General features: G+C 44.7%; 23 protein-coding genes and 1 riboswitch. Of the genes, 6 read left to right on the forward strand and 17 right to left on the reverse strand.

From position 1 onward, the window contains the following. Nucleotides 1-386: 386 nt before the first annotated feature. Nucleotides 387-836 carry an RNA recognition motif domain-containing protein gene (locus tag RH86_RS00005; protein WP_174269676.1) on the forward strand — a complete coding sequence of 150 codons (450 nt, stop codon included), beginning with the start codon at nt 387-389 and terminating at the stop codon, nt 834-836. Here the strand turns inward: RH86_RS00005 and murI are convergent. Genes murI through RH86_RS00020 form a run of 3 tightly spaced genes read right to left on the reverse strand, consistent with a single transcriptional unit; the run spans nt 802 to nt 4,180 of the window. Further along, nucleotides 802-1,593 (reverse strand): glutamate racemase, encoded by a 792-nt coding sequence (murI, locus tag RH86_RS00010; protein ID WP_009384117.1) that lies wholly within the window; start codon nt 1,591-1,593, stop codon nt 802-804. The two genes, RH86_RS00005 and murI, sit on opposite strands and share 35 nt — an antisense overlap. Nucleotides 1,594-1,624: 31 nt before the next feature. Then, nucleotides 1,625-2,308, reverse strand: a complete 684-nt coding sequence (locus RH86_RS00015) for an ATPase (protein WP_009384120.1) — start codon at nt 2,306-2,308, stop codon at nt 1,625-1,627. 51 nt (nt 2,309-2,359) lie between these two features. Further along, the gene (locus RH86_RS00020) at nt 2,360-4,180 is read right to left on the reverse strand and encodes a TonB-dependent receptor domain-containing protein (protein WP_009384122.1); all 1,821 of its coding nucleotides are present in this window, start codon (nt 4,178-4,180) and stop codon (nt 2,360-2,362) included. A gap of 52 nt (nt 4,181-4,232) precedes the next feature. Next, nucleotides 4,233-4,434, reverse strand: a riboswitch (cobalamin riboswitch). 185 nt (nt 4,435-4,619) lie between these two features. On the opposite strand from RH86_RS00020, the gene trmA reads away from it, so the two are divergent. Beyond that, nucleotides 4,620-5,729 carry a tRNA (uridine(54)-C5)-methyltransferase TrmA gene (gene trmA, locus RH86_RS00025; RefSeq protein WP_005599689.1) on the forward strand — a complete coding sequence of 370 codons (1,110 nt, stop codon included), beginning with the start codon at nt 4,620-4,622 and terminating at the stop codon, nt 5,727-5,729. Between the two features lie 61 nt (nt 5,730-5,790). On the opposite strand, the gene RH86_RS00030 is transcribed toward trmA, so the two are convergent. Together RH86_RS00030 and fabR are read right to left on the reverse strand one after the other, a co-directional pair. Beyond that, nucleotides 5,791-6,177: a YijD family membrane protein gene (locus RH86_RS00030; protein ID WP_009384125.1), complete on the reverse strand. Its 387-nt coding sequence runs from the start codon at nt 6,175-6,177 to the stop codon at nt 5,791-5,793. Then, nucleotides 6,177-6,818, reverse strand: coding sequence for an HTH-type transcriptional repressor FabR (gene fabR / locus RH86_RS00035; protein ID WP_005599692.1), 642 nt, complete (start codon nt 6,816-6,818; stop codon nt 6,177-6,179). The genes RH86_RS00030 and fabR overlap by 1 nt, the downstream gene beginning before the upstream one ends. 248 nt (nt 6,819-7,066) lie before the next feature. Here fabR and sthA point away from each other — a divergent pair, with 248 nt between their 5' ends. Next, a complete protein-coding gene (sthA, locus tag RH86_RS00040; protein WP_081467398.1) occupies nt 7,067-8,497 on the forward strand; it encodes a Si-specific NAD(P)(+) transhydrogenase in 1,431 nt (476 codons plus the stop codon). Nucleotides 8,498-8,566: 69 nt separating this feature from the next. Here the strand turns inward: sthA and dinF are convergent, their stop codons facing one another. The 4 genes from dinF to RH86_RS00060 form a co-directional block, all read right to left on the reverse strand. Continuing rightward, nucleotides 8,567-9,871 carry an MATE family efflux transporter DinF gene (gene dinF, locus RH86_RS00045; protein WP_175422493.1) on the reverse strand — a complete coding sequence of 435 codons (1,305 nt, stop codon included), beginning with the start codon at nt 9,869-9,871 and terminating at the stop codon, nt 8,567-8,569. Nucleotides 9,872-9,947: 76 nt separating this feature from the next. Then, complete coding sequence (locus RH86_RS00050; RefSeq protein WP_009384133.1) at nt 9,948-10,760, reverse strand: class I SAM-dependent methyltransferase; 813 nt, start codon at nt 10,758-10,760, stop codon at nt 9,948-9,950. A gap of 98 nt (nt 10,761-10,858) precedes the next feature. After that, entirely contained in the window at nt 10,859-11,479 is a 621-nt protein-coding gene (gene lexA / locus RH86_RS00055; RefSeq protein WP_005599698.1) for a transcriptional repressor LexA, read from the reverse strand. A gap of 85 nt (nt 11,480-11,564) precedes the next feature. Then, nucleotides 11,565-11,927: a diacylglycerol kinase gene (locus RH86_RS00060; protein ID WP_005599699.1), complete on the reverse strand. Its 363-nt coding sequence runs from the start codon at nt 11,925-11,927 to the stop codon at nt 11,565-11,567. A 200-nt stretch (nt 11,928-12,127) separates the two neighbouring features. Here RH86_RS00060 and plsB point away from each other — a divergent pair, with 200 nt between their 5' ends. After that, nucleotides 12,128-14,584: a glycerol-3-phosphate 1-O-acyltransferase PlsB gene (gene plsB, locus RH86_RS00065; RefSeq protein ID WP_009384136.1), complete on the forward strand. Its 2,457-nt coding sequence runs from the start codon at nt 12,128-12,130 to the stop codon at nt 14,582-14,584. Nucleotides 14,585-14,714: 130 nt separating this feature from the next. Here the strand turns inward: plsB and ubiA are convergent, their stop codons facing one another. Continuing rightward, nucleotides 14,715-15,569, reverse strand: coding sequence for a 4-hydroxybenzoate octaprenyltransferase (gene ubiA / locus RH86_RS00070; RefSeq protein ID WP_009384138.1), 855 nt, complete (start codon nt 15,567-15,569; stop codon nt 14,715-14,717). Then, nucleotides 15,570-16,109, reverse strand: coding sequence for a chorismate lyase (locus RH86_RS00075; RefSeq protein ID WP_009384140.1), 540 nt, complete (start codon nt 16,107-16,109; stop codon nt 15,570-15,572). Nucleotides 16,110-16,275: 166 nt separating this feature from the next. Between RH86_RS00075 and RH86_RS00080 the strand changes: the two genes are divergently transcribed. After that, nucleotides 16,276-16,686, forward strand: coding sequence for a flagellar basal body-associated protein FliL (locus tag RH86_RS00080; RefSeq protein ID WP_005599709.1), 411 nt, complete (start codon nt 16,276-16,278; stop codon nt 16,684-16,686). Between the two features lie 73 nt (nt 16,687-16,759). On the opposite strand, the gene glpG is transcribed toward RH86_RS00080, so the two are convergent. From glpG to ftsY, 6 genes are all read right to left on the reverse strand, one after another. Further along, complete coding sequence (gene glpG, locus RH86_RS00085) at nt 16,760-17,584, reverse strand: rhomboid family intramembrane serine protease GlpG (protein WP_009384144.1); 825 nt, start codon at nt 17,582-17,584, stop codon at nt 16,760-16,762. 8 nt (nt 17,585-17,592) lie between these two features. Next, nucleotides 17,593-17,913, reverse strand: coding sequence for a thiosulfate sulfurtransferase GlpE (gene glpE / locus RH86_RS00090; RefSeq protein ID WP_009384146.1), 321 nt, complete (start codon nt 17,911-17,913; stop codon nt 17,593-17,595). 393 nt (nt 17,914-18,306) lie between these two features. Then, nucleotides 18,307-19,164: an RNA polymerase sigma factor RpoH gene (gene rpoH, locus RH86_RS00095; protein WP_005599715.1), complete on the reverse strand. Its 858-nt coding sequence runs from the start codon at nt 19,162-19,164 to the stop codon at nt 18,307-18,309. Between the two features lie 186 nt (nt 19,165-19,350). Next, a complete protein-coding gene (gene ftsX / locus RH86_RS00100) occupies nt 19,351-20,313 on the reverse strand; it encodes a permease-like cell division protein FtsX (RefSeq protein WP_009384149.1) in 963 nt (320 codons plus the stop codon). Further along, complete coding sequence (gene ftsE, locus RH86_RS00105) at nt 20,303-20,977, reverse strand: cell division ATP-binding protein FtsE (RefSeq protein WP_005599718.1); 675 nt, start codon at nt 20,975-20,977, stop codon at nt 20,303-20,305. The genes ftsX and ftsE overlap by 11 nt, the downstream gene beginning before the upstream one ends. 26 nt (nt 20,978-21,003) lie before the next feature. Then, nucleotides 21,004-22,194: a signal recognition particle-docking protein FtsY gene (ftsY, locus tag RH86_RS00110; protein ID WP_009384151.1), complete on the reverse strand. Its 1,191-nt coding sequence runs from the start codon at nt 22,192-22,194 to the stop codon at nt 21,004-21,006. Between the two features lie 209 nt (nt 22,195-22,403). Between ftsY and rsmD the strand changes: the two genes are divergently transcribed. Then, nucleotides 22,404-23,003: a 16S rRNA (guanine(966)-N(2))-methyltransferase RsmD gene (gene rsmD, locus RH86_RS00115; RefSeq protein ID WP_009384153.1), complete on the forward strand. Its 600-nt coding sequence runs from the start codon at nt 22,404-22,406 to the stop codon at nt 23,001-23,003. Nucleotides 23,004-23,007: the final 4 nt, after the last annotated feature.

Raw genomic sequence — 23,007 nt, forward strand, 5'->3', positions numbered from 1 at the left:
TTTTTAAAGAGCTTTTCTAGCGGAACCAGCATTTCAATACCGTGTCGCTAGGGGTGCGTATCTTACGCTTCCCGACTTGAGAGTCAAGCGTTTTATTCAAACTTTCTTTTCTCTCTTTACCAACTGGGTTTGTGACTTCCGTCTCATTCCCTGTCGATGGAGCGGCATTATAGGGAGGTTGAGACACATGACAAGTATTATTTGGAAAAAAGAATTTGTTTGCCTAAAAAGCCAGCAAAACGCATAAAATAGAATAAAATTTCAACATTTGAGTCATGTCACATCAATGAATTGGAAAAAGGCCAACCATATACGTAAGATTCATGTGTCTATATTGTTAATAGTAGATAGTTAATTTCCTCTGACCTAGAAGTAGTATTCTGATTATGAGTTCAAGTAAATCAATAGTAATGATGATCGCTCTTGCGGTACTGGGTGGAATCATCTTCTCGCAGGTAGATATCTCTCCTGCAATTAGTTTTGTTGTTGGTGTTTTGGCTTCTGCTTTTGTTCTTAAATTTTCCAACACTACAACAGAAGCTGTACCGCTGAGTGATCCAGCAACGAAAACGTTGTATGTCGGTAATCTACCTTATAAAGCAAATGAGTCTCACGTGAAGGAAGTTTTTTCTAAACATGGTGAAGTATTTGCTGTGCGTCTTATGAAAGATAAACGCACAGGTAAACGACGTGGGTTTGGATTTGTCGTAATGGCAGCCTCAGACGCAGAAACGGCCATTGCTGCATTAAATGAAAAGGATTATATGCAGCGTACTTTGAAAGTCCGTATTGCTAACGAGCCTAAAACTCAAGAAGAAGAGGACGAACTAAGGTAAATCCTATTCTGGCTAATGCTCTATTCAGCGCCTCTTCTTCCCAAGGTGGGGCGCTGCAATAGATTTCTCTCGCTCCGATACGCTTTTCTTTCTCTTCTATATTAAGTAACTCTTGCACACGGCGGGCAATCGCGACTCCGGAATCCACCAGCAACACTTGCTCACCCAGTACGGTTTGTATCTCTTGTTTAATAAGAGGGAAATGCGTACAACCTAATACCGCTACATCAATCTTGTTCTTCAATGGTGCCAGTAGTTGTGCCATTTCATCTATATCAACACTCTTCCCTCTGAGTTTTTCTTCCGCTATATCAACCAGACGGGTCAAACCAAGCATTTCGACTGGCTTGCTTTGCGAAAAGTCTCGGATGAGATCATGAGTATATTCACGCTTTACTGTCGCCGGCGTTGCGATTAGCCCAATCGCTTTATTGGCAAGGTTAGAAGCCGGTTTAATGGCTGGCACTACGCCAACAACTGGGATAGATAACTTTGCGCGTAAAGAAGGAAGAACAATGGTGCTTGCGGTGTTACAAGCAATCACAACTAAGTCAATCCGATGCGCGCTGACAAAGCGCGTAACCAGATGGTCTACTCGCTCAATCAAGGTGTGATGCTCAAGCTCACCATAAGGGTAAGCTGCATTATCAAATAGGTAATAGTAATCGAGCTGAGGTAAACGAGCTTCGATCTCTTGATAAACCGAAAGACCACCGACACCTGAATCAAAGATTAAAATTTTAGGTTGCTGAGACACGACACTATTCCACTTATTTATATGCTGGCGATCATACCCTGCGATTTGCTTTTCGCAATGCTTTCGCGCTGTATCTTTGGTGGGAGAATCGTTCGCCATGTTCAATATGCGAAAGTTGCAGTTCTAACACGCCATCAAAGCTGCGTGTTTGTGTAACCAGTGTATGGAACTCACCATTTTCGCCACATGGATCGACATCAGACGATAGCTCGGCCAATAAGGCTTCATCATACCAACGGCCACAAAGCTCACGTGCGATACGGTCACCATCTGCTGTGACCAACATGGTTTTAATATCACGCTCTATTATCTCTTGCGCTAGTTGCTCACTCGCCTCCCCCATTAGCGGGAAAACGCATTGCCATCCGGCAGGTTCAATGTAGCTACGGCGATACTCGGCGATCCCATTACAGAACATATCGCCAAAAGCGACTGCCTCAAAGATTAAATCAGACGCTTTCAACCCTTCAACAACTAACGACTTGTATTGTTCATTGCTTGGGAAGACCTCTGGCAGTGCAATTTTAACTAACGGTAAACCAAGTAAGTCCGCTTGCATCTCTACCACTTCGATTGGCGTCGCTTGAAAAGGAACTTCATCTTCAAGGTAAGTAGTGAATAGGCCAACGACATTGTATTGGTCACTGTCCATTAAGCGCTCTAAGGTCAGAGTCGAATCTTTACCTGAAGACCAACTCACGATGATGTTTTTCATTTTTTACTCACACAATCAAAAAACCGCCCGAAGGCGGTTTTATTTAAACACTTAGAAGTTATATTCAACCAAGCCATAATAGCTACGCTCTTGAACGTTGTAGCTTTCTTTAGATGTATAATCTTCATCAAATAGGTTAGCAACTCGGGCGCGAAGAACTAGATTCTCATTAACGGAATAGCTTGTAGCGACATCAAACAAGACAAATGCTTCTAGCTCTTTAGTGTTTTGAGCATCTTCATAGCTCTTACCCTTATAAAGTGAGCTAACATCGAACTGCCATTGATTTTTAACATAAGCAATATTCCACTTCGCACTGTGCTTTGAACGACGAATTAATTGCTTATCCGTTTTTGTATCTGTCGCATCTAAATAGTCATAACTCAATTCATGTCGCAATAATCCAGTGTCAAATTGAGTTGTAAACTCTATACCCTGAAGACGAGCCTCTTCGACATTCATGGGAATCCAGTCGCTCGCCGGATTAGTGTCATCAATTGGAGCCCAAGCAATCAATTGCTCAACGTCATTTCGGTATCCAGTCACTTGCCAATCTAATAGAGCGTGGCTTCCTGACAATGAAAGTTCATAATTAAAAGACTCTTCTGGCTTCAAGTTAGGATTACCTGATCCAGGCCAATAAAAATCATTAAATGATGGCGCTCTAAAGCCAGTACCTGCACTGGCAGCAATTTGATATGTATTAACGAAGGTATATGCTGCACCTAAAAGCCATGTCGTATTCTCACCATAGCTATCGTTATCATCACCACGTAAGCTTGCTTCTAACTGTAAATCACCAGCTATATAAATGGAGTTTATGTAAGCTGCAAAATTGTCTCGCTCATCTTCTTCATAGACAGTCGTGCTGTTAGAAACTGAATCACGGTAAAACTCGAGTCCACCGCCTAAAGAAAATTGCTCATTGAATTGGTAGTGGTTTTGCCAATTAATAAGTAAGCGATCGGTCGCTATCTCACTACCCGCTACACCTTTGCTATTATTCTGACCTTTGTCTTGGTTTTGAGCGATTGTAAATTGGCTTGCGAGGTTATCACGTACATATTCTAATTTTGCCGCGACATTATAAAGACTGCTTTCGGTATATGCCCCAGTAGCACCGTAAGTGTCATCGTAATCCGTTTTCGCATCGTTATAGTAACCTTGCAACCTCAACTTCAAGTTGCTGTTAATATCAGTCCCTACTTCAGCAACAATATTGTGGGCTTCAAAGCCGTCATCATCTGATTCAAATGGTTCTTTCCTTGCCGAAAAACCATCGGCTTGCTCTGTCTTTATTGCAAATTTCGCCCAAGAGCTTTCGCCAACAGCACCAGCAAAAGAACCTCCAAACTGAGTATAGCCATCACTACCAAGACCAGCGTTAATCTGCGCGAGTTGCTCACCAGCATTATATTCCGTAATAATATTGAGTACGCCACCAATCGCATCAGAGCCATAGAGCGCAGCACGCGAACCTCGAATCAATTCAATGCGATCGATACCCGTTAATGGAATTTTACTGAAATCAGCACTGCCTAATGTTGCGCTACCTATACGAACACCATTAATCATCACAAGAAGATGCTTAGAAGACGCACCACGGACAAATACTGTCGTATCTTGACCTAATCCACCAGAAATAACCTGAACACCTGGTAAGCGTCGAAGAACATCAGCTAAAGACTTTGCTTGAATTGCATCAATTTCTTCCTTGGTGACCACAGAAACTGGGGCTAGAACTTCTTTGATTGGTTGCTCAAATCGACTAGCAGTCACTACAACTGTTTCATCTACAGAATTTGATTGGGCAAAAGAAGAGGCATAAGGAAGCAATGACGCTACGGCCACTGCTAAAATAGAACGGTTCATTTTTGTAATCCTAAGTCGCGTAAATCCTACCGAGCGCGGAGCACATGCTTCCAGTGTTTGCTCAGTTGCTGGCAGGTATTCGGACTTTAGAGCTCTATACTTTCCTACTTACTCGACTTCCCACCCCCATACTAGAGGCAGTGTCTTAAGAGTGTTCGTTCTCTATTACCGCTGCGCGTCAGTTCTGGAGTTACACCAGATTCCCTCTTCAGCCATCTATACTGCTAGATAGCACCAGCTAGGCGCAGATGGTATTAAGCAATCGGTTAATTGTCCAGCGGTTATTGATAATTGTTATATAATTCAATTGTTTCATTAGATTACTTATCACCTTGCTCCCCTGATGGTTCAAGCTCTTGGCGACGCAAAACTGGACATACGGTAGATATCGAATAAAATCTGCGCTCTTAAATAAAATGCACCATACAAAGGTAATACTATGGCGACTCTTGATGTAAACCCTCAACACTACCAACAGCAGTTGGCCGAAAAAGTTGAACGTCTCACAGGGATGTTTGCTAACTACAACGTGCCAGAGCTAGAAGTGTTTGAATCTCCAGAGCAGCACTACCGTATGCGTGCCGAGTTTCGTGTATGGCACGAAGGCGAAGACATGTACTACATCATGTTTGACCAGCAAACTCGTGAAAAGTACCGTGTTGACCAGTTCCCTGCCGCGAGCCGTTTGATCAACGATCTGATGCCGTTATTGATTGATGCGATGAAGGACAATGAATCACTGCGTCGTAAACTGTTCCAAGTCGATTTTCTGTCGACCAAGAGCGGAGAGATTTTGGTGTCGCTGCTTTACCATCGTCAACTTGACGAGGCATGGATTGAAAACGCAAAGGCACTAAAACAGCGTCTTAATGATGAGGGCTTTAACCTCAACCTTATCGGCCGTGCACGTAAAATGAAAGTGGTGCTGGATCGTGACTTTGTTATCGAGAAACTCGATGTTAATGGCCAACCATACATCTACCAACAAGTTGAAAACAGTTTTACGCAACCAAATGCCGCGGTTTCTGAAAAGATGCTGGCATGGGCGGTAGACTGCACGCAAGATAGCAGTGGCGATTTACTTGAGCTTTACTGTGGTAACGGTAACTTCTCTTTAGCGCTGGCGCAAAACTTCAATCGTGTATTAGCGACTGAACTGGCTAAACCATCAGTAGAATCAGCGCAATACAACATTGCTGCAAACAAGATTGAAAACGTACAAATTCTACGTTTATCAGCTGAAGAGTTCACTCAAGCGATCGAAGGACAGCGTGAGTTCCGTCGTCTAAAAGATGCAGGTGTTGATCTGGCGAGCTACAACTGTAATACCATCTTTGTTGATCCACCTCGTTCTGGTATGGATATCGACACCTGTAAAATGGTGCAGGGCTACGAGCGCATCATTTACATCTCTTGTAATCCAGAAACGCTGCAAGAAAACCTAGATATATTGAGTGAGACACACAATGTCACTCGTTTTGCTCTATTCGATCAGTTCCCATATACCCATCACATGGAAGCGGGCGTAATGTTAGAGCGTAAGGCGTAGTCACCATCCATTCTAATTGATATAAAAAAACGAGCCATTGGCTCGTTTTTTTTGCTTTCACTTATTCAGCGGCTTCTTCTTTGGACTTCGACATGTAGCCCAGTTTCTTACCAATCCAAAGCATCAGTAGCATGGATACGATGATGGCAAAGAAGTTTGAGCCAGCATCAGGGTACTGCGCCTTTAAGAAGGCTGAGTGACCAAAGGCCCCCACGAAGAAACATGCAAGCCCAATCAGTGGAATATCTTCTGATACGGGGTTATTCAAGTACTCTTGGTACAGCGCCTGAACAGCTAGCACTAGCGCAATGATAGGAAAAATAGAGAAGCTCACTTCGCTCATAGTGAGCCATGAGAGTAACGAGTCGCTACACATACCTGCAACTAGAGCAAGCACTAGGGTCTTTTTTTCCGAACCACGATTAATTGGATTGTTTTCATTAGACATTAATCTATCCCGCCTTTTAGTCGATTACGTTCACGTTCTTTGCGATACCAATAAGCCCCTTTGGCTATCATTCGCAATTGCATGATCAAACGTTCCGCGAGAATTTCTCGCTCACGTCGATCGAGATCTAATACCTCTGCTCCTGAACTAAAAACTAAGGTGACAGAGGCTTCAGCTTGAGTAAAGGCCTCATCACGGCTCATGCCGCTGCTAATCAAGAACTCAGTCAACTCTGCGGCAAAATGTTGAATTTCACGCGCAACAGCGGTACGAAAAGCAAAAGAAGTACCTGAACGCTCTCTTAATAATAAGCGAAAGACGTTTGGGCTACTTTCAATGAACTCCATGAAGGTTTCCACTGAGGTGCGTATTACGCTGCCCTCTTTGACAATCCGTTGACGAGCTTGACGCATCAGTTGACGCAGTAACAAGCCTCCTTCATCCACCATGGTTAATCCTAGCTCATCCATATCTTTAAAGTGGCGATAGAATGAGGTTGGTGCAATTCCCGCTTCACGTGCGACCTCTCGAAGGCTCAAATTCGAGAAACTTCTGTCCGCACTCAACTGGCTGAATGCCGCATCAATCAGTGAACGACGCGTTTTCTCTTTTTGCTGTGCGCGAATTCCCATGGTTTTCATATTCTGATTTCTACTTTTCTGACTAGGGAACCTCTAATATACATGGATTCCCGCAACGACTTAAGTGCCTTTACTCAGCAGGTAAAAATAAACCGTAGTTAGATACTGATTGCAATCATTTCACTGCAAATTAGCGACATCCACCATGGCAACAATGCACATTTCACGCTTTACGCGTGATCCCATCGACTCTCTAGTATGACGGTTATTTACGCAATCAAATAATGCGTTAATATCTCGCTAAAGCAATGTTACAACAATATAACAAGGATAGAGTCATGGCCGTAAGCAATCATTTTGATGTTATCGTGATAGGCAGTGGCCCAGGCGGCGAAGGTGCAGCTATGGGTTTGACCAAGGCTGGTCTTAATGTCGCCATTATCGAAAAAGAAAGTAGTGTCGGTGGCGGGTGCACCCACTGGGGAACGATCCCTTCGAAAGCGTTACGTCATGCAGTGAGCCGTATTATTGAATTCAATAGCAACCCGCTATTTTGTAAAAACAATATGAGCCTGCACTCCACCTTCTCTAACATTCTTAATCATGCCAAGTCTGTAATTGATAAGCAGACTCGCTTACGTCAGGGCTTTTACGATCGCAATGAATGCACCTTGTTATTTGGCGCCGCACGCTTTACCGATAGCAACACCGTTGCGGTGATGCAAAGTGATGGCAGTGAAGAGTTTTACAGTGCCGATAAGTTTGTGATTGCAACCGGCTCTCGCCCTTACCGCCCTGATAACGTCGATTTTGATCACCAACGAGTTTACGACAGTGACTCTATCCTTAGCCTGAAACACGATCCTCGCCATATCATTATTTATGGTGCTGGCGTCATTGGCTGTGAGTACGCTTCGATCTTCCGTGGCTTGGGGGTTAAGACTGATCTGGTGAATACTCGCGATCGCCTACTCTCTTTCCTTGATAATGAAGTATCCGATGCACTGTCGTACCACTTTTGGAATAGTGGCGTGGTGATTCGTAATGATGAAACCTTTGAGAAAATTGAAGGTACTGAAGACGGTGTGATTGTTCATCTACAATCCGGCAAAAAAATGAAAGCCGATTGCCTACTCTATGCCAATGGCCGAACAGGTAATACCGATAAACTCAATTTGACTGCCGTAGGCCTTGCCGCCGATTCACGCGGTCAAATTGCCGTAAACCGTAATTATCAAACCGATGCTGAACATGTTTATGCGGTGGGTGATGTAATTGGCTATCCAAGCCTTGCTAGCGCCGCTTACGATCAAGGCCGCTTTGTTGCACAAGCGATCACAAAAGGCAAAGCGGATAACTATCTTATTGAAGATATCCCAACCGGTATCTACACCATCCCAGAGATCAGTTCCGTAGGCAAAACAGAGCAAGAACTCACTGCTGCTAAAGTGCCGTATGAAGTAGGACGTTCATCCTTTAAACATTTGGCACGCGCGCAGATTGCCGGTAAAGATATTGGCAGTTTAAAAATACTCTTTCATCGTGAAACCAAAGAGATCCTTGGCATCCATTGCTTTGGTGAGCGCGCAGCAGAAATCATTCATATCGGCCAAGCGATCATGGAACAAAAAGGCGAAGCCAATACCATCGAGTATTTCGTCAATACGACCTTCAACTACCCGACGATGGCTGAAGCTTATCGAGTAGCCGCGCTCAATGGTTTAAACCGCCTGTTTTAATCCACTCTTTATCTCAATAAAAAAGCCGCTTAGTAGCGGCTTTTCTCTATCGTATTCTTAGCAATCGCATTAAGCCAAAAATGCACCTTTTCGCCATTGATGACGCAGCACCAATGCTAATGTGATACCGCGCATCGCCATAAAACTCAACATCGCCAGCCACAAAGCATGGTTCTGCCAACTAGCGCAGAGGTAGAAAATGACAAAATAACTGCACGTCGCAACAAACATACCATTGCGCATTTCACGTCCTTTTGTTGCGCCGACAAAAATACCATCCAACAAAAAACACCACATTGACACTAACGGCATTGCCACCAGCCATGGCATAAATTCCAGCGCTTTATCATGCACGGCGGGAATATTGGTGATCAAACTGATCATGGAGGATCCAAAAGCGTAAAAAACCAAGGTCAGCGCACAGCAAATCACTAAACTCCAAAAGAAAGTACCGATTAACGATTGATTTAGCTCATCACGATCTTTAGCGCCAATCGCTTTACCTACCATCGCTTCCATCGCATAGGCGAACCCATCCATACCATACGAAATCATCATCAGAAAACTCATCAATACCGCATTCGCTGCAACAATCTCATCGCCAAAACTGGCGCCTTGAAAAGTCATAAAAGTAAAAGTAGCTTGTAAGCACAATGAACGCAGAAAAATATCGCGATTGAGTTTCACAAATCGAACTAAGCCATTAGTGGTATCTTTAAGCAACAATAGAATTGATGGTAAGTGTTGCGCTCGCCATGTATAGCGCACACAGATTAACCCAAAGGCCATGCCAGTATAATCCGCAATAACAGAAGCTAATGCAGCCCCTTCAACCTGCCAGCCGAAACCCAGTACAAACAAAACATCAAGCAAGATATTAGTCAGGTTGGTAATGATCACCATCCACATCGGTGCTTTCGCATTTTGCGTACCTAATAACCACCCCAGTAACACAAAATTCGCTAACGCGGCGGGCGCACTCCAAGCTCGAATTGAAAAGTATTGTAGGCCGTAGTGTTTTACTTCCGTACTGGCGTCACTAAAAGCAAACACCCAGTCACCTATCCAGCTATGCAACAGTAAAAACACACCAGCGAAACCCAATGCCATCACCATCCCTTGGGTAAACACCAACCCAAGTTGATGCGCATGCTTGGCACCAAAAGATTGTGCGGCTAGCCCTGTGGTCGACATACGCAAAAAGCCCAACAACCAAAAACTGACACTGATCATCATGCTGCCGAGTGCCACACCACCTAAATACCACGCATGTTCTAAGTGGCCAATAACGGCAGCATCCACCAGGCCCAGTAAAGGAACAGTAATATTGGAAAGTACCATTGGGATCGCGAGCAATAGCACCTTCTTGTGCATTGCTCGATTGGAAAGGGTTTGGAAAATGTGCACGTTGTGACTTCTTTGCGGAATTTATGCGCAAAGTGTAACTGGATCACCAACGAAGCTGAACTACTACCGGCGTGAATCTGTGTTTTGAACCAACAAACTTTGTCAGCCAACGCTGCCATAATTTCCAGCGCACACAATGTTTGTCGAGTGGTGACGAAGTTCGTACCCATCTCGCCCAGGGTAAATAACGCAAAACTGCCTCGCCCGGCGCATCATAGCCATGGGCATATTGCCCCGAGCCCATCTTTTGCCCCAAAACATTCATACAGCGATCCCCAGCCAATACTAAGCTCGCTTTTGCGCTATCAAAATGGCGGCCTAATGCCTGAATAAACCTAGCAACTTGTGCTGAATTGCAATCCAGTAGCGCATGCTCACAAACGATCATCACCGGCGCTTTCTCAGGGATATTGAGATCGTCTAACCACGACAGGTCATCAACACTACCGCACTGATGGTGATAACGCTCACTGGCATGAAATAACTTCTGTCGCCACAGTAAATTTTCCGTCACATCCAGCTCTAACCAATGGCAGCGCCCGTTATCAACACGATAAAAACGGGTATCTAGCCCTGCGCCAACGTTGATGATCCAACCATCTGGATTCTGTTTAATAAAGGCGGTGACTTGCTCATCACAAAGCTGAGTCAATGTGGCATGAAGTAATTGTTTTTGGTTGATATCACCAGAGAAACATTCCGGTGCTAACTGACAACGCTGACAAGCGGTAGCGGCAATAGGATCGTACACGAGGCCATCATCAACCAAGCTTTCTCGACTTCGTAGCCAAAGCGGCTGCACTAGGTTGGCAGGGATCTGATAGCGTGTTTTGGGTAAGTGTCTGGACGGGGACATTATCATCTACCTTCCTTAGCAAGAAAGTAGATGATAATAAATATCAATTACAATAGCAAGATTAATGAGAATGAATCTCAACTTGCTAAGCTATAGCATTACATCCAATCAGTGTTGCGAATAATCCCAACAGCAATACCTTCAATTGCAAGGTGCTGGCTGGTTAAATCAACTTTAATTGGTGCAAACTCTTGGTTTTCAGCATGCAGTAAAACCGTAGAGCCTTTACGCTCCAAGCGTTTAACCGTGACGTCATCATCGACACGAGCAACCACCACTTGGCCATCTCTTACATCTTGTGTTTTATGCACAGCCAATAAATCACCATCCATGATGCCGATATCTTTCATCGATTCGCCATTAACACGCAATAAAAAGTCCGCCTGCGGTTTGAACATGCTTGGATCCACTTGATAATGTGCTTCCACATGCTCTTGAGCCAGAATAGGCTCACCAGCGGCGACTTGACCAATCAAAGGCAATCCTTGGTCATCATTTGCCGCATCTTCTAGCAAAATTCGAATACCTCGGGAAGCGCCCGGAATAATCTCAATTGCTTGTTTTCTTGCTAAAGCTTTAAGGTGTTCTTCTGCAGCATTTGCTGAGCGAAAACCTAGTTCTCTTGCAATCTCCGCACGGGTTGGCGGCATGCCGCTCTCTTCAATTTTGTTTTTAATTAAATCAAAAACTTGTTGTTGGCGGGGCGTTAACGGCTTCATAAGTCACCTGTCTTTTTATACAGTTCACTGTGAGTATATCCAGTAAGTGGACAAATGAAAAGCGAATTGATGATTTTTTAATAACTTACAAGAAGAGGATCTCAACCCAAACGTAAACGGTTAATAGCATAGTTAACATCACTGTCGCTGAGCCAATATCTTTCGCCTTTCCTGATAATTCATGATGCTCTGTACCAATACGATCCACTACCGCCTCGATTGCACTGTTGATCAATTCCATCACCATCACTAACACCACACAAGCTATCATCAAGATGCGCTCGATTTGACTGACATCAAGCCAAAAAGCCAAGGGGATCATAATGCAAGCTAAAATCAGCTCTTCTCGAAAGGCCGCTTCTGTTTTAAATGCCGCTTGCAAACCCTGATAAGAGAAGCGCGTTGCATTAAATAGACGTTTAAATCCGTGTTTGGTTTTCTGTGACACCTTATTCTCTCTCATCGTTCAGTTGGATTGGCCACATCAGCAGAATGTTGCTGCTTTTGCACCCAATAATAATTAAAAGGTTCGACCAGTTTCTGGTATCCTTGCCAGCTAAAAATCTGCTTGGGCATATCTCCACTTCTACACTTAAAGAATTGGAAATGTGCTTATGCTCATTAATTCATTTGAGGCAACGAACTTTTATGTCTTCTGGACGCTCTCTATCACGTTCTCTATTAAAGCTACCACTGTCGGTACTGGTAAAAGGAACGGCTATCCCTTCAAACCCAATTGAAGACCATAGCATTGATGTCAACAAGCCTATTGTTTACGCATTGCCATACCGCTCTAGTGTTGATCTTGTCAGCCTACAAAAACAGGTCATCGCGCTCGGTTTGCCTGATCCTCTTGAACCATTAATCATCAATGGTAAAAGCTTTAGCCGTTTTGTATTTATCTCTTCACGTGAAACCGTGCTTGGCAATGACAATGATGTTCCAAGTGAATCTATAGCGCTGTTTTCAGAGTTACTGGCTCTGCATAAAGAAGACAGCGAATTGGATATCCAGATCCTGCCAATCACCGTTCTGTGGGGACGCAAGCCAGAGAAAGAAGGCAAGCAGACCAACTATCTACAATCCCTTAATGGCCCACAAAAAGCCAAAGCGGTACTGTTGGCTGGTCGTGACTGTTTAATCCGTTTTAGCCCGGTGGTTTCACTGCGTTATATGGCCGACTCGCACGGCACTGATGCATCGATCGCTCATAAACTCGCCCGTGTTGCGCGTATTCACTTCTCGCGCCAAAAACTCGCGGCATCAGGCCCAAGTCTGCCAAACCGCCAAGCGTTATTTAAGCGCTTAATGAAATCAAAAGCGATTGAAAAAGCGATTGCCGATGAAGCGCTAGCCAAAGATATTCCGATCGAAAAAGTGCGCAAAGAAGCGCAAGATATCATGGATGAGATTGCCGCTGACTTCTCATACTCGCTCATCAAAAATGGTAGCCGAGTTCTTGGTTGGCTATGGAATCGAATCTATCAAGGTTTAAACATTAACAATGCAGCGACCGTTCGTCGTCTGGCACAAGATGGCCATGAAATTGTTTACCTACCTTGCCATCGTAGCCACATGGACTATTTACTATTGTCTTACGTGCTATATCAAGAAGGCATGGTTCCACCGCATATTGCTGCGGGTATCAACCTGAACTTCTTCCCTGCAGGCCCTATTTTCCGTCGCGGTGGTGCATTCTTCATCCGTCGTAGCTTTAAGGGCAATCGACTGTACTCAACCATCTTCCGTGAGTATTTAGCAGAGCTGTTTACTAAAGGTTATTCGGTGGAGTATTTCAGTGAGGGTGGCCGTTCAAGAACCGGACGTTTGCTACAAGCAAAGACCGGCATGCTCGCAATGACCATTCAAGCCATGCTACGCGGCCTAAACCGCCCTGTCACCTTAGTACCGGTATATATCGGTTATGAACACGTAATGGAAGTAGGCACTTACGCCAAAGAACTACGCGGCAGTCGCAAAGAGAAAGAAAATGCCAGCTTGGTACTTCGTACGATTCGTAAACTGCGTAACTTTGGCCAAGGCTATGTCAATTTTGGTGAGCCAATCCCGCTCAATCAATACTTAAATGAACATGCGCCAGAGTGGACTAAAGATATCGACCCGATGGGTGCGACCAAACCACAATGGCTGACGCCTGTGGTTAACGATCTTGCGACGAAGATGATGTCACACATCAACGATGCTGCTGCTGCGAATGCACTCACCTTATGTGCGACTGCATTGCTTGCTTCACGTCAACGCGCATTGTCTCGTGATAGCCTAGTTAAGCAAGTCGACTGTTACCTGTCTCTACTTAAACAAGTGCCTTATTCTTCAAGCTTCACCATGCCAAATGAAGAAGCGGAAGTATTGGTTAAGCATGCTGAATCTTTAGATAAGTTTGTTATTGAAGCGGACAGTATGGGTGAGATCGTCTCACTCGATCGTAACCAATCAATCCTAATGACTTACTATCGCAACAACATCATTCACTTGTTTGCGATTCCAGCACTCATTGCACAGATGTTGGTACGTCGCCAGCAACTGAGCTTAGCGCAAATCCAAGCTAATGTGGCTTTGATCTACCCTTTCCTAAAGCAAGAGCTGTTCTTAAATATTGCTGATGACAAGCTTGATCAAACTGTCGAAGCTTACGTGCATGAACTCGCACGCCAAGGGTTAATCACGATCGAAGATCAACAAGTGAAGTTTATTCAAAGTAACTCTCAAGTATTAGTACTACTGGGTCGCACGATCTCTGAAACTCTACAGCGTTACTCAATTACTCTTAATTTACTGGTCGCTATCCCTGAACTGGGTAAAACAGACCTTGAAATAAAGAGCCAAGATATTGCGCAGCGCTTAGGACGTTTACACGGTATCAATGCACCTGAGTTCTTTGATAAAGGTGTTTTCTCAGCCATGTTCAGCACGCTAAAACAGCAAGAGTATCTTGATAATGAAGGGGATTGTGATATTGAAAAAGCCACCACCCTGGCTGAGTTGTTGTACTCATTACTCTACCCGGAAGTTCGACTGACGATTAAAGAGAGCGTGTGTCAGGCAACGGAAATGTGCGAAGAAGTGTGTGATTGCACAGAGTAACAAAATAGCAGTTCAAGTCACCAGTTAAGCCGATTTCACACTCAGAATGAGGCACAAAAAAGGGCATCTACCAAGATGCCCTTTTCTATATCTACCACTTCAAACCTTCGCTAGATAGCGTCAATCCGTATCACCAAAATGCCACTAACAAACCAATCGTAATGGCCATTCCAACATAGTTATTGTTTAAAAAGGCTTGGAAACACTGCGTTCTATCTCGATGACGTATCAAGTGCTGCTGGAATACAAATAAGGCCCCTACCGCCAACACTGCCCAATAAAAACTCGCGCCTAACGAATACCACATCCCTAAAGCTATCAGCATCAATACGGTGGCAAGCTGCAGGACACCAATGATCATTTTATCAAAGCGGCCAAACAAAATGGCGGTTGATTTAATGCCAATTTTTAAATCATCATTGCGATCAACCATGGCATATTGCGTGTCGTAAGCAATGGTCCACAATGCATTCATCACAAATACAAACCACACGATCGGTGGAAGCTCATTCGTTTGCGCAGCCCACGCCATCGGAATCGCCCAACTAAATGCAAGACCAAGAAACAGTTGGGGTAGATGAGTATAACGCTTCATAAATGGGTAGATAAAAGCCAACCCAATTCCGACAAATGACAGCTGAATCGTCAACGGATTCATGGTCAAGACCAATACGAAGGATAACACTGCCAAAGCAATAAATAAGCTGACCGCCTCTTTCGCACTGATCATCCCAGATGGCAACGGGCGGTGCTGCGTGCGTTCCACATGACCATCCACTTTACGATCAGCAAAGTCATTGATCACACAACCAGCAGCGCGCATCAAAACCACGCCCAGAATAAACACCAATAATACGTTAAGGTGAGGGATGCCTTCCGCAGCAATGATCAGAGCCCACAAGGTCGGCCATAGCAACAACAAGGTGCCAATCGGTTTGTTCATGCGCATCAAGTGCCAATAGGCGCGCACTTTCGCGGTTGTCATCTACACACTCTCCTTGGCGTAAATAGGGGCATTAAGTAAAAAAAGTTCGGCAACCAGCATCGGTTTGTGGTTCATCCATAAGCGAGAACGGCGAGCTAAACAGAGCCCATTGGGCGTCTTCGCCCAGCCAACTTGTAAGGCGTCGCGTTCTACATTTTCAACACTGAACACGGTCAAACCCAATGGTATTTCACCTTGCTGGGTGAGATCATGGGGTTGATCCGTTAATGACGATTGTGGGATCAAGGTTCGACCTAAAATCCACGGCTCACCATCGCCTTTCAGTACCACTTTACGCAGCAAACATTGTTCTTGAGATAACAGCGCTATTTCTTGCTCGTTCAATTTATTCGCAAGCACAACATCGTTATGAAGTAGATCTACGTTCAATTGTTGACAATAAGTTTTTAACAAACGTGACAATGAGCCCTGTTCTAAAAGCCATTCTCTCGCAATCTGCGAAGGAAAGTTAAAATTTTCAGGCTGTTGCCATTCCACTTGGCGCAGTGCGGACAGATAAAGCGCAATCATTTGATTCATACTAGTATTCAATAAGTTGCTTTATCGGCGTACAATAAAGCTTCAATCTGGTGCGTTAACTAACACTATATTGCGGTTAACTCAAATTCACTACAAATAGATGCTCTATTGTAACAAGACTCAGACGATTCGAGTATCGTGATCAGAAGAAAGAAAAGTTAGAAATATGTTTAAACGTTACGTAGCCCAAATATTTGCCCTGCTTTGCCTCGTTTTTGCTCTACCAGCAATCGCAGAAGAACAAGCCGGCACTCCGAGTTTGGCATACTTTACTTTAGAGCCCGACTTAACCACTAACTTCTATACCAAAGGAAACGACCTTGGTTATATCCAGGTTCGCATCGATATCATGGTCGCCAATCAGGCCGATCTTCCTTTGATTGAGAAACACCAACCACTCATACGCGATGCCGTTATCGAGTTATTGGGTAAGCAAACGGAAGAGACGATTAAATCATTGGCAGGACGAGAAGACTTACGCAAAAGTTTAGTCGAAGAACTCAACTCTATTTTGTTACCTGAAACGGGTAAAACGGTGATTGCTGATTTGTTATTTACCAAATACCTTTATCAGTAAGCGACAAAAAGTAGCAGCAATAAAAAAGCGGCCATCGCCGCTTTTTTTTATTCTCCAATACAGAGATAAACTCTTATACCTTCCGGCTGTCAAACCAGCCAAGCATTACACCAGCCAGCAAGCCTACTAGATGGGCGGTATTGGCAATCGCCATAAATGGCTGAACAAAACCTAAAACTAACCACACTAACATAAAGCCAATCAATGGCTTGGGCATCAATAAACCTTTCTCAGGGGCACGGTATCCCAGCAGCCAAATGTAACCAACTAACGCATATACTACGCCAGATAAGCCACCGAAATTGGCTCCTTCAACCCAAAACTGACCGATTCCGGAGAGTGCTGCAGAAAAGACAAATAACTGTAGTAGCTTGCCGCTACCTAATCGCTGCTCAATATCACCACCTAGCTGCCACCACCACAATAAGTTAAATGCGATGTGCATGATTGAGAAATGCAATAAGGCGTGGCTGACCCAACGCCATACCTGCCACTCTTGACCAGCAAAAGCAGGAAAGTGCAGAGCGTCGAAAACCGGCTGACCTGCGCCAAATTGTTGCAGAATAAAGATACCGATACAGGCTGCCATAATCGCCAGTGTAAGTGGGCCTGCTTTGGCTTTTATCATGCTCATCATACTTGGCGAGTGATAGCGGAAATGGTTAGTTCGGCTTTCAGCCATATCCCATGAAGCCGCCTGATACTTAGTATCGTTCGGCTCGCTCAGAAACATCTTCAATTCCGCTTCGGCTTCGACTTGATGCTGATCATCCACCAGCCATAAAGCAAACTGACCCTCACCTTCTGGCATTAACTTAATATCTATCTGGCGTGAAGCCATATAGTCGATAAATGCCTGTGCCATGCGCGGCTGGTTTAAAGAAATCAGTCTGATCATAATCTATCCTAGTTGGTTGCGACCGGAAGGCTTGCTCGTTGCCAAGCGTCAAAGCCACCATCAACACTATACACCTGCTCAAATCCTTGGTTAACTAAATACTGCGCAGCACCTTGGCTACTGATGCCGTGATAGCACATCACTAAGATAGGTTGCTCAAACTCAACCTCATCCATAAACCCCAGCATGCTGTCATTAGTCAGATGAAAAGCTTGACTTGCATGCGCCAACGCAAAAGATTGCGGATCGCGAATATCCACCAAACGCGCCTCACCCTGTAGCAGTAATTCTTGCGCGGCGATTACATCAATATGTTGAAACTGGTCCATTTACTTTCTCTATCTTCTCTCATTGTTATCTGCTGCCATTGTAACCTATCCAGTGCTCAACAAGTACACGATGGGAATAAGGTTATCCACTTACGATCACTTCTTCACCATTTGTGGATAAGTTTGTGGATTACGTTGATAAAGTGCTTTAGTTAAATTCGATCCACAATATGTAGTGATGATCCTTATCTTTTTGTGTGTAAAACAAATAATATCCCCAATGACAATTCCCCCTTCAAGCCTTTATTCACCCTGCTTTCTGACACCTAACCAAGAATTTCATCACAGAGTTACCCACAGGCAAATGATAAAAAAATGATCGCTCAAAGCGATCAAGATATAAAAAAACCGAGATCAAGGGATCTCGGTTTTCGGGATTCGATTACGGAAAAACTACATTTCGCCGACAGCTAACTTCAGTTTTTTCATCGCATTCTTTTCTAGTTGGCGAATGCGCTCTGCTGATACGCCGTAGTTTTCTGCAAGTTCTTGTAGCGTCGCTTTATTGTCTACCAACCAACGTGAGCGAACGATATTTTGACTGCGCTCATCCAAGCTAGCTAAGGCAAGGCTCAGACGATTGTTGGTGTGTGCTTCCCAGTTCGCCGCTTCAACATTCTCCGCCACATCGGAAGCTTTATCTTCAAGATAAAGCATCGGAGCGGTAATTGAAGTACCGGTGTCATCATCATCAGCACTGAATTCAAACGTAGGATCCTGCGCCGCGAGACGAGATTCCATTTCGCGCACTTCAGAGGGCTCAACACCAAGCTCACGTGCTACCGTTTCAACTTCACCGTTATTGAACCAACCTAAACGTTTTTTCGACTTACGTAGATTAAAGAACAGTTTACGTTGCGCCTTCGTCGTCGCCACTTTCACGATACGCCAGTTGCGTAATACATACTCATGTATTTCAGCTTTGATCCAGTGCACAGCGAAAGAGACAAGTCGCACCCCGACTTCCGGGTTAAAACGCTTAACCGCCTTCATCAGACCGATGTTGCCTTCTTGAATTAGATCTGCCATCGGCAAACCATAACCTGAGTAGCCGCGAGCGACGTGAACAACGAAGCGCAGATGTGAAAGGATCAACCCTTTCGCCGCTTCAATTTCGCTGTTGTAATGCAAACGCTCAGCCAGTCCACGCTCTTCGTCAGGTGTCAGCATTGGATAGCTGTTCACTGAGCGAATGTAGCTATCTAAGCTATCTTGGGAAACTGTAGCCATTGCATACACTTGGTTAGTCATTCAATTCCTCATCAATCTATGATCTGAATTAGGTGTTTTTTCCGCCGTCAATCTTGGACCTAAAATGCTCAGGTTTCAAGCAGGGGGAAGTTATTATGCATAAACGAAACGGCGATACAAGCAAAAAAGTATACGGTAGCGTGTACTTTCTTGTTTCAGTTTACGCAAAAATAGGACAACCAATGGTTAGACTGGTTCAATTTCATTAAGATGACGCTGTGCTGATACTTTCGCCGCTAAGCAACCTAAGAAGGTGCCTAACATCAGTAGCAGCAAGGACTCATCCCAACTCAACCCGATTAATCGGAAGCGGCTATCATACAGAAGCGCCAATTGTTCAACACTGCTATTGAGCAGAATTGTGATTAATGCGGTAAGAATCCAAGCGCTTATCGACCCCAGTAGGCCAAACCACATACCGGAATAGAGGTAAGGACGCAGAATAAAGCTATCTGTTGCACCAATCAGCTTCATGGTTTGAATTTCATCTTTGTTGGCTTGTACATTGAAACGTAACGTATTTCCGACAATCAAAAATACAGAACCGAGCATCAATACCGACAATGTCATTACAATACCGCCAACCAGATTTTTGATCGCATCGAGGCGGGCAAACCAATCTTCATCTAAACGTACATCGCTGATTTCATCTTCTGCTCGCACGCGTTGCGCCAACGCTTGCACCGCTTGTTTGTCGTCGCTGGTAGGCGTGATCACTAATACGCCAGGCAAAGCATAATCATCCAACAGTGAGATCGCTTGGTCAAAACCAGAGTATTGGCTGAGATCATCCAGCCCTTGCTGCGGAGAAATATAGTCAACCTCAGCGACTTCCGGCAGACTTTCTAACTCATCTTTCAGCACCATGATGCGTGGCTCAGGCGTTTGCTCTTTAATATAGCCACTCACATGAGATGGGCCAGCAACGTTAGTTGTCGCCACCGCAATGTTCTTACCTAGCAGATATAATGAGGCAGGTAAGGTCAGTGCCATCGAGATCACCGCCAAGGTGAGAATATTACCGAGCGGTCGTGACCACAGTGCCGCAAGTGACGATTTGGCCTGTTTAAAATGAATGGCAAAATAACCATCGCGTGCCACACCTTGATGTTTTTGAGTGGCTTTTTTATTACGAGTATTAGCGGCCATAATCTTCCACCTCACTCATGAAACCTTGGTTTAACTCCATGTGGCGATATTGCGGTCTTGAATTGACTAAATTGACATCGTGCGTCGCGAGTAAGATCGTCACCCCAGCACGGTTAAACTCTTCCAATAAGCGCAACACGCGATTAGAGAGTTCCGAATCTAAGTTACCAGTCGGCTCATCAGCCAGTAACAGAGTAGGACGATTAACAACGGCACGGGCAATACCGACACGTTGTTGTTCACCGCCCGACAATTGACTTGGCAAGCAGCGTGCCTTGTCGAGCAAACCGGTTTTATCTAATGCCGCTGATACACGGCGTTTAATTTCATTTTCCGAGATCGATTCAATTCGCATTGGCAGTGCCACGTTATCAAACACGGTACGATCCATCAGTAAACGGTGGTCTTGGAAAACAATGCCGATATTACGACGCAATAGAGGAATATCCTTACCAGGAATTCGGGTGATGTCATGGCCGTTAAAGCTGATCTTGCCATCCGTTGGTCGCTCAATCGCACAAATCAACTTAAGCAAGGTACTTTTACCGGCACCTGAGTGCCCACCTAAAAACGCCATTTCGCCACGACGCAAATGGAAGTCGACTTTTTGCAGAGCTTGTCGACCACCACGATAAGCCTTACTCACTTGCTGAAACTTAATCACCCGTCATTCCTCTCGCTAACAGCTCGTTAATCTTCTCGGCTAAATAATGCGTCGATAAATTCTTGTGTCTCAAACGGACGCAAGTCATCAATGCCTTCGCCAACACCAATATAGCGAATTGGAATTTGGAATTGATCGGCAAGCGCAAAGATCACACCACCTTTTGCCGTGCCATCAAGTTTCGTCAATGTAATACCGGTTAACGGTGCGACGTCACTAAACAGTTTGGCTTGGCTAATTGCATTTTGGCCCGTCGCTGCATCAAGCGTTAACATCACTTCATGTGGTGCAGAGTCATCAATCTTCTTCATCACTCGAACAATCTTACGCAACTCTTCCATCAGGTTGGCTTTGTTTTGTAAACGACCCGCAGTATCAGCGATCACCACATCGTAGCCACGCGCTTTCGCCGCTTCAATCGCATCATAAATCACTGATGCACTGTCAGCACCAGTATGCTGAGCAATCACAGGAACGTCATTGCGCTCGCCCCAAACTTGCAATTGTTCAACTGCCGCAGCACGGAACGTATCCCCTGCAGCTAGCATCACTTTTTTGCCTTCAGCTTGGAACTGCTTAGCCAATTTACCAATGGTGGTGGTTTTACCCACACCATTCACACCAACCATTAGAATGACAAATGGCGTATTGCCATTATTAACATCAAGTGGCTTCTCAACGTGTGAAAGGATCTCCGCCATTTCATCTTTAAGAAGACCATATAAAGCTTCGCCATCTTTCAAATCTTGGCGGCTGGCTTTCTCAGTTAAGTTATTGATGATCTTCATGGTGGTTTCCATGCCGACATCTGCGATCAATAACTGCTCTTCCAACTCTTCAAACAAATCGTCATCGATCTGCTTACCTTTGAACAAACCAAAGAAACCCGCGCCAATATTCGCTTTAGTTCGCGCAAGGCTGCGCTTCAAGCGAGCAAAGAAACTTTCCGTTGGTTTTTCCTGTTCAACCACTCGTGGCGTCACAGGCTGTTCTGCTTCTGCTTCTGCTTCTGCTTCTGCTTCTGCTTCTGCTTCTGGGCGAGTTTCAACCTCGACCACTTGTTGAGCAACAATGTCTTGCTCTGCATCGTTTTGTTGTTCTTCAACCACTTCTGGCTGTGGTTGTTCTACCTGCTGTTCTTCTGCGGGTTGCTTAACTTGCTCTTCGTCACCGAAACCAAGCCAAGAGAGCAATCCACGCTTCTTTTTTTCCGTCATCTGGGGCTATCCTAGATTGTCTTAATTAACTCTCAAACTTCTCCACCACCCTCTGGCAAGATGGAAAAGAAACATGACAACAGTGTGAAAAGTCTCTACGCCAAGCGTGATTTAAGGTTACACTTTGTCATCTATGAAATTTGGCTGTACTCAGGCGTAATCGCTGAGCGACTGGGTATAGTATCACTTTATTCGCGGTCAAAAAATCTATGCAAAGACGTCGCCAGCAAAACACATCACAAAAAAAACCTTCCACCGGCTTTATTCGCATTATTAGCGGCTTATGGCGTGGACGAAAGTTGCCTGTACACGATGCTGAAGGGCTTCGACCAACTACTGACCGCGTAAAAGAAACCGTCTTTAATTGGTTAGCACAAGATGTACCACAAGCTAAATGTTTGGATCTTTTTGCCGGCTCTGGTGGCCTCGGATTTGAAGCAGCATCACGCCAAGCAGAAATGGTGACCTTGATTGAATTAAATCCAGCCGCCTTTAAGCAGTTACAGCAAAATATTACTGCGCTAAAAGCCACCAACATCTCGGCAAAAAATACCGATGCGCTGAGCTTTTTACAGCAACCGGGAAATCCGCATCACGTCGTATTCATCGATCCGCCTTTCCGTAAGGGTCTGTTAAGTGAAGCTGTAGTTCTGTTAGAGCAAAATGGCTGGTTAGCCGATGACGCGATGATTTATATTGAAACGGAAAAAGAATTAGCCATTGAAGGCTTACCTGAGAGCTGGCAATTACACCGAGAGAAAACAGCCGGACAAGTCAGCTTCCGCCTTTACCACCGCCAATCAGAATAAGGAC

Source organism: Vibrio sp. N418, from assembly GCF_000222565.1.
In the GTDB taxonomy this organism is placed as follows: domain Bacteria; phylum Pseudomonadota; class Gammaproteobacteria; order Enterobacterales; family Vibrionaceae; genus Vibrio; species Vibrio scophthalmi.

What these genes read in the sequence shown, in the direction of transcription:
- RH86_RS00005 (WP_174269676.1), top strand. Translation starts at nt 387, where the DNA reads ATGAGTTCAAGTAAATCAATAGTAATGATGATCGCTCTTGCGGTACTG.
- RH86_RS00015 (WP_009384120.1), bottom strand. Translation starts at nt 2,308, where the DNA reads ATGAAAAACATCATCGTGAGTTGGTCTTCAGGTAAAGATTCGACTCTG.
- RH86_RS00020 (WP_009384122.1), bottom strand. Translation starts at nt 4,180, where the DNA reads ATGAACCGTTCTATTTTAGCAGTGGCCGTAGCGTCATTGCTTCCTTAT.
- trmA (WP_005599689.1), top strand. Translation starts at nt 4,620, where the DNA reads ATGGCGACTCTTGATGTAAACCCTCAACACTACCAACAGCAGTTGGCC.
- RH86_RS00030 (WP_009384125.1), bottom strand. Translation starts at nt 6,177, where the DNA reads ATGTCTAATGAAAACAATCCAATTAATCGTGGTTCGGAAAAAAAGACC.
- fabR (WP_005599692.1), bottom strand. Translation starts at nt 6,818, where the DNA reads ATGAAAACCATGGGAATTCGCGCACAGCAAAAAGAGAAAACGCGTCGT.
- sthA (WP_081467398.1), top strand. Translation starts at nt 7,067, where the DNA reads ATGTTACAACAATATAACAAGGATAGAGTCATGGCCGTAAGCAATCAT.
- dinF (WP_175422493.1), bottom strand. Translation starts at nt 9,871, where the DNA reads ATGCACAAGAAGGTGCTATTGCTCGCGATCCCAATGGTACTTTCCAAT.
- RH86_RS00050 (WP_009384133.1), bottom strand. Translation starts at nt 10,760, where the DNA reads ATGTCCCCGTCCAGACACTTACCCAAAACACGCTATCAGATCCCTGCC.
- lexA (WP_005599698.1), bottom strand. Translation starts at nt 11,479, where the DNA reads ATGAAGCCGTTAACGCCCCGCCAACAACAAGTTTTTGATTTAATTAAA.
- plsB (WP_009384136.1), top strand. Translation starts at nt 12,128, where the DNA reads ATGTCTTCTGGACGCTCTCTATCACGTTCTCTATTAAAGCTACCACTG.
- ubiA (WP_009384138.1), bottom strand. Translation starts at nt 15,569, where the DNA reads ATGACAACCGCGAAAGTGCGCGCCTATTGGCACTTGATGCGCATGAAC.
- RH86_RS00075 (WP_009384140.1), bottom strand. Translation starts at nt 16,109, where the DNA reads ATGAATCAAATGATTGCGCTTTATCTGTCCGCACTGCGCCAAGTGGAA.
- RH86_RS00080 (WP_005599709.1), top strand. Translation starts at nt 16,276, where the DNA reads ATGTTTAAACGTTACGTAGCCCAAATATTTGCCCTGCTTTGCCTCGTT.
- glpG (WP_009384144.1), bottom strand. Translation starts at nt 17,584, where the DNA reads ATGATCAGACTGATTTCTTTAAACCAGCCGCGCATGGCACAGGCATTT.
- glpE (WP_009384146.1), bottom strand. Translation starts at nt 17,913, where the DNA reads ATGGACCAGTTTCAACATATTGATGTAATCGCCGCGCAAGAATTACTG.
- rpoH (WP_005599715.1), bottom strand. Translation starts at nt 19,164, where the DNA reads ATGACTAACCAAGTGTATGCAATGGCTACAGTTTCCCAAGATAGCTTA.
- ftsX (WP_009384149.1), bottom strand. Translation starts at nt 20,313, where the DNA reads ATGGCCGCTAATACTCGTAATAAAAAAGCCACTCAAAAACATCAAGGT.
- ftsY (WP_009384151.1), bottom strand. Translation starts at nt 22,194, where the DNA reads ATGACGGAAAAAAAGAAGCGTGGATTGCTCTCTTGGCTTGGTTTCGGT.
- rsmD (WP_009384153.1), top strand. Translation starts at nt 22,404, where the DNA reads ATGCAAAGACGTCGCCAGCAAAACACATCACAAAAAAAACCTTCCACC.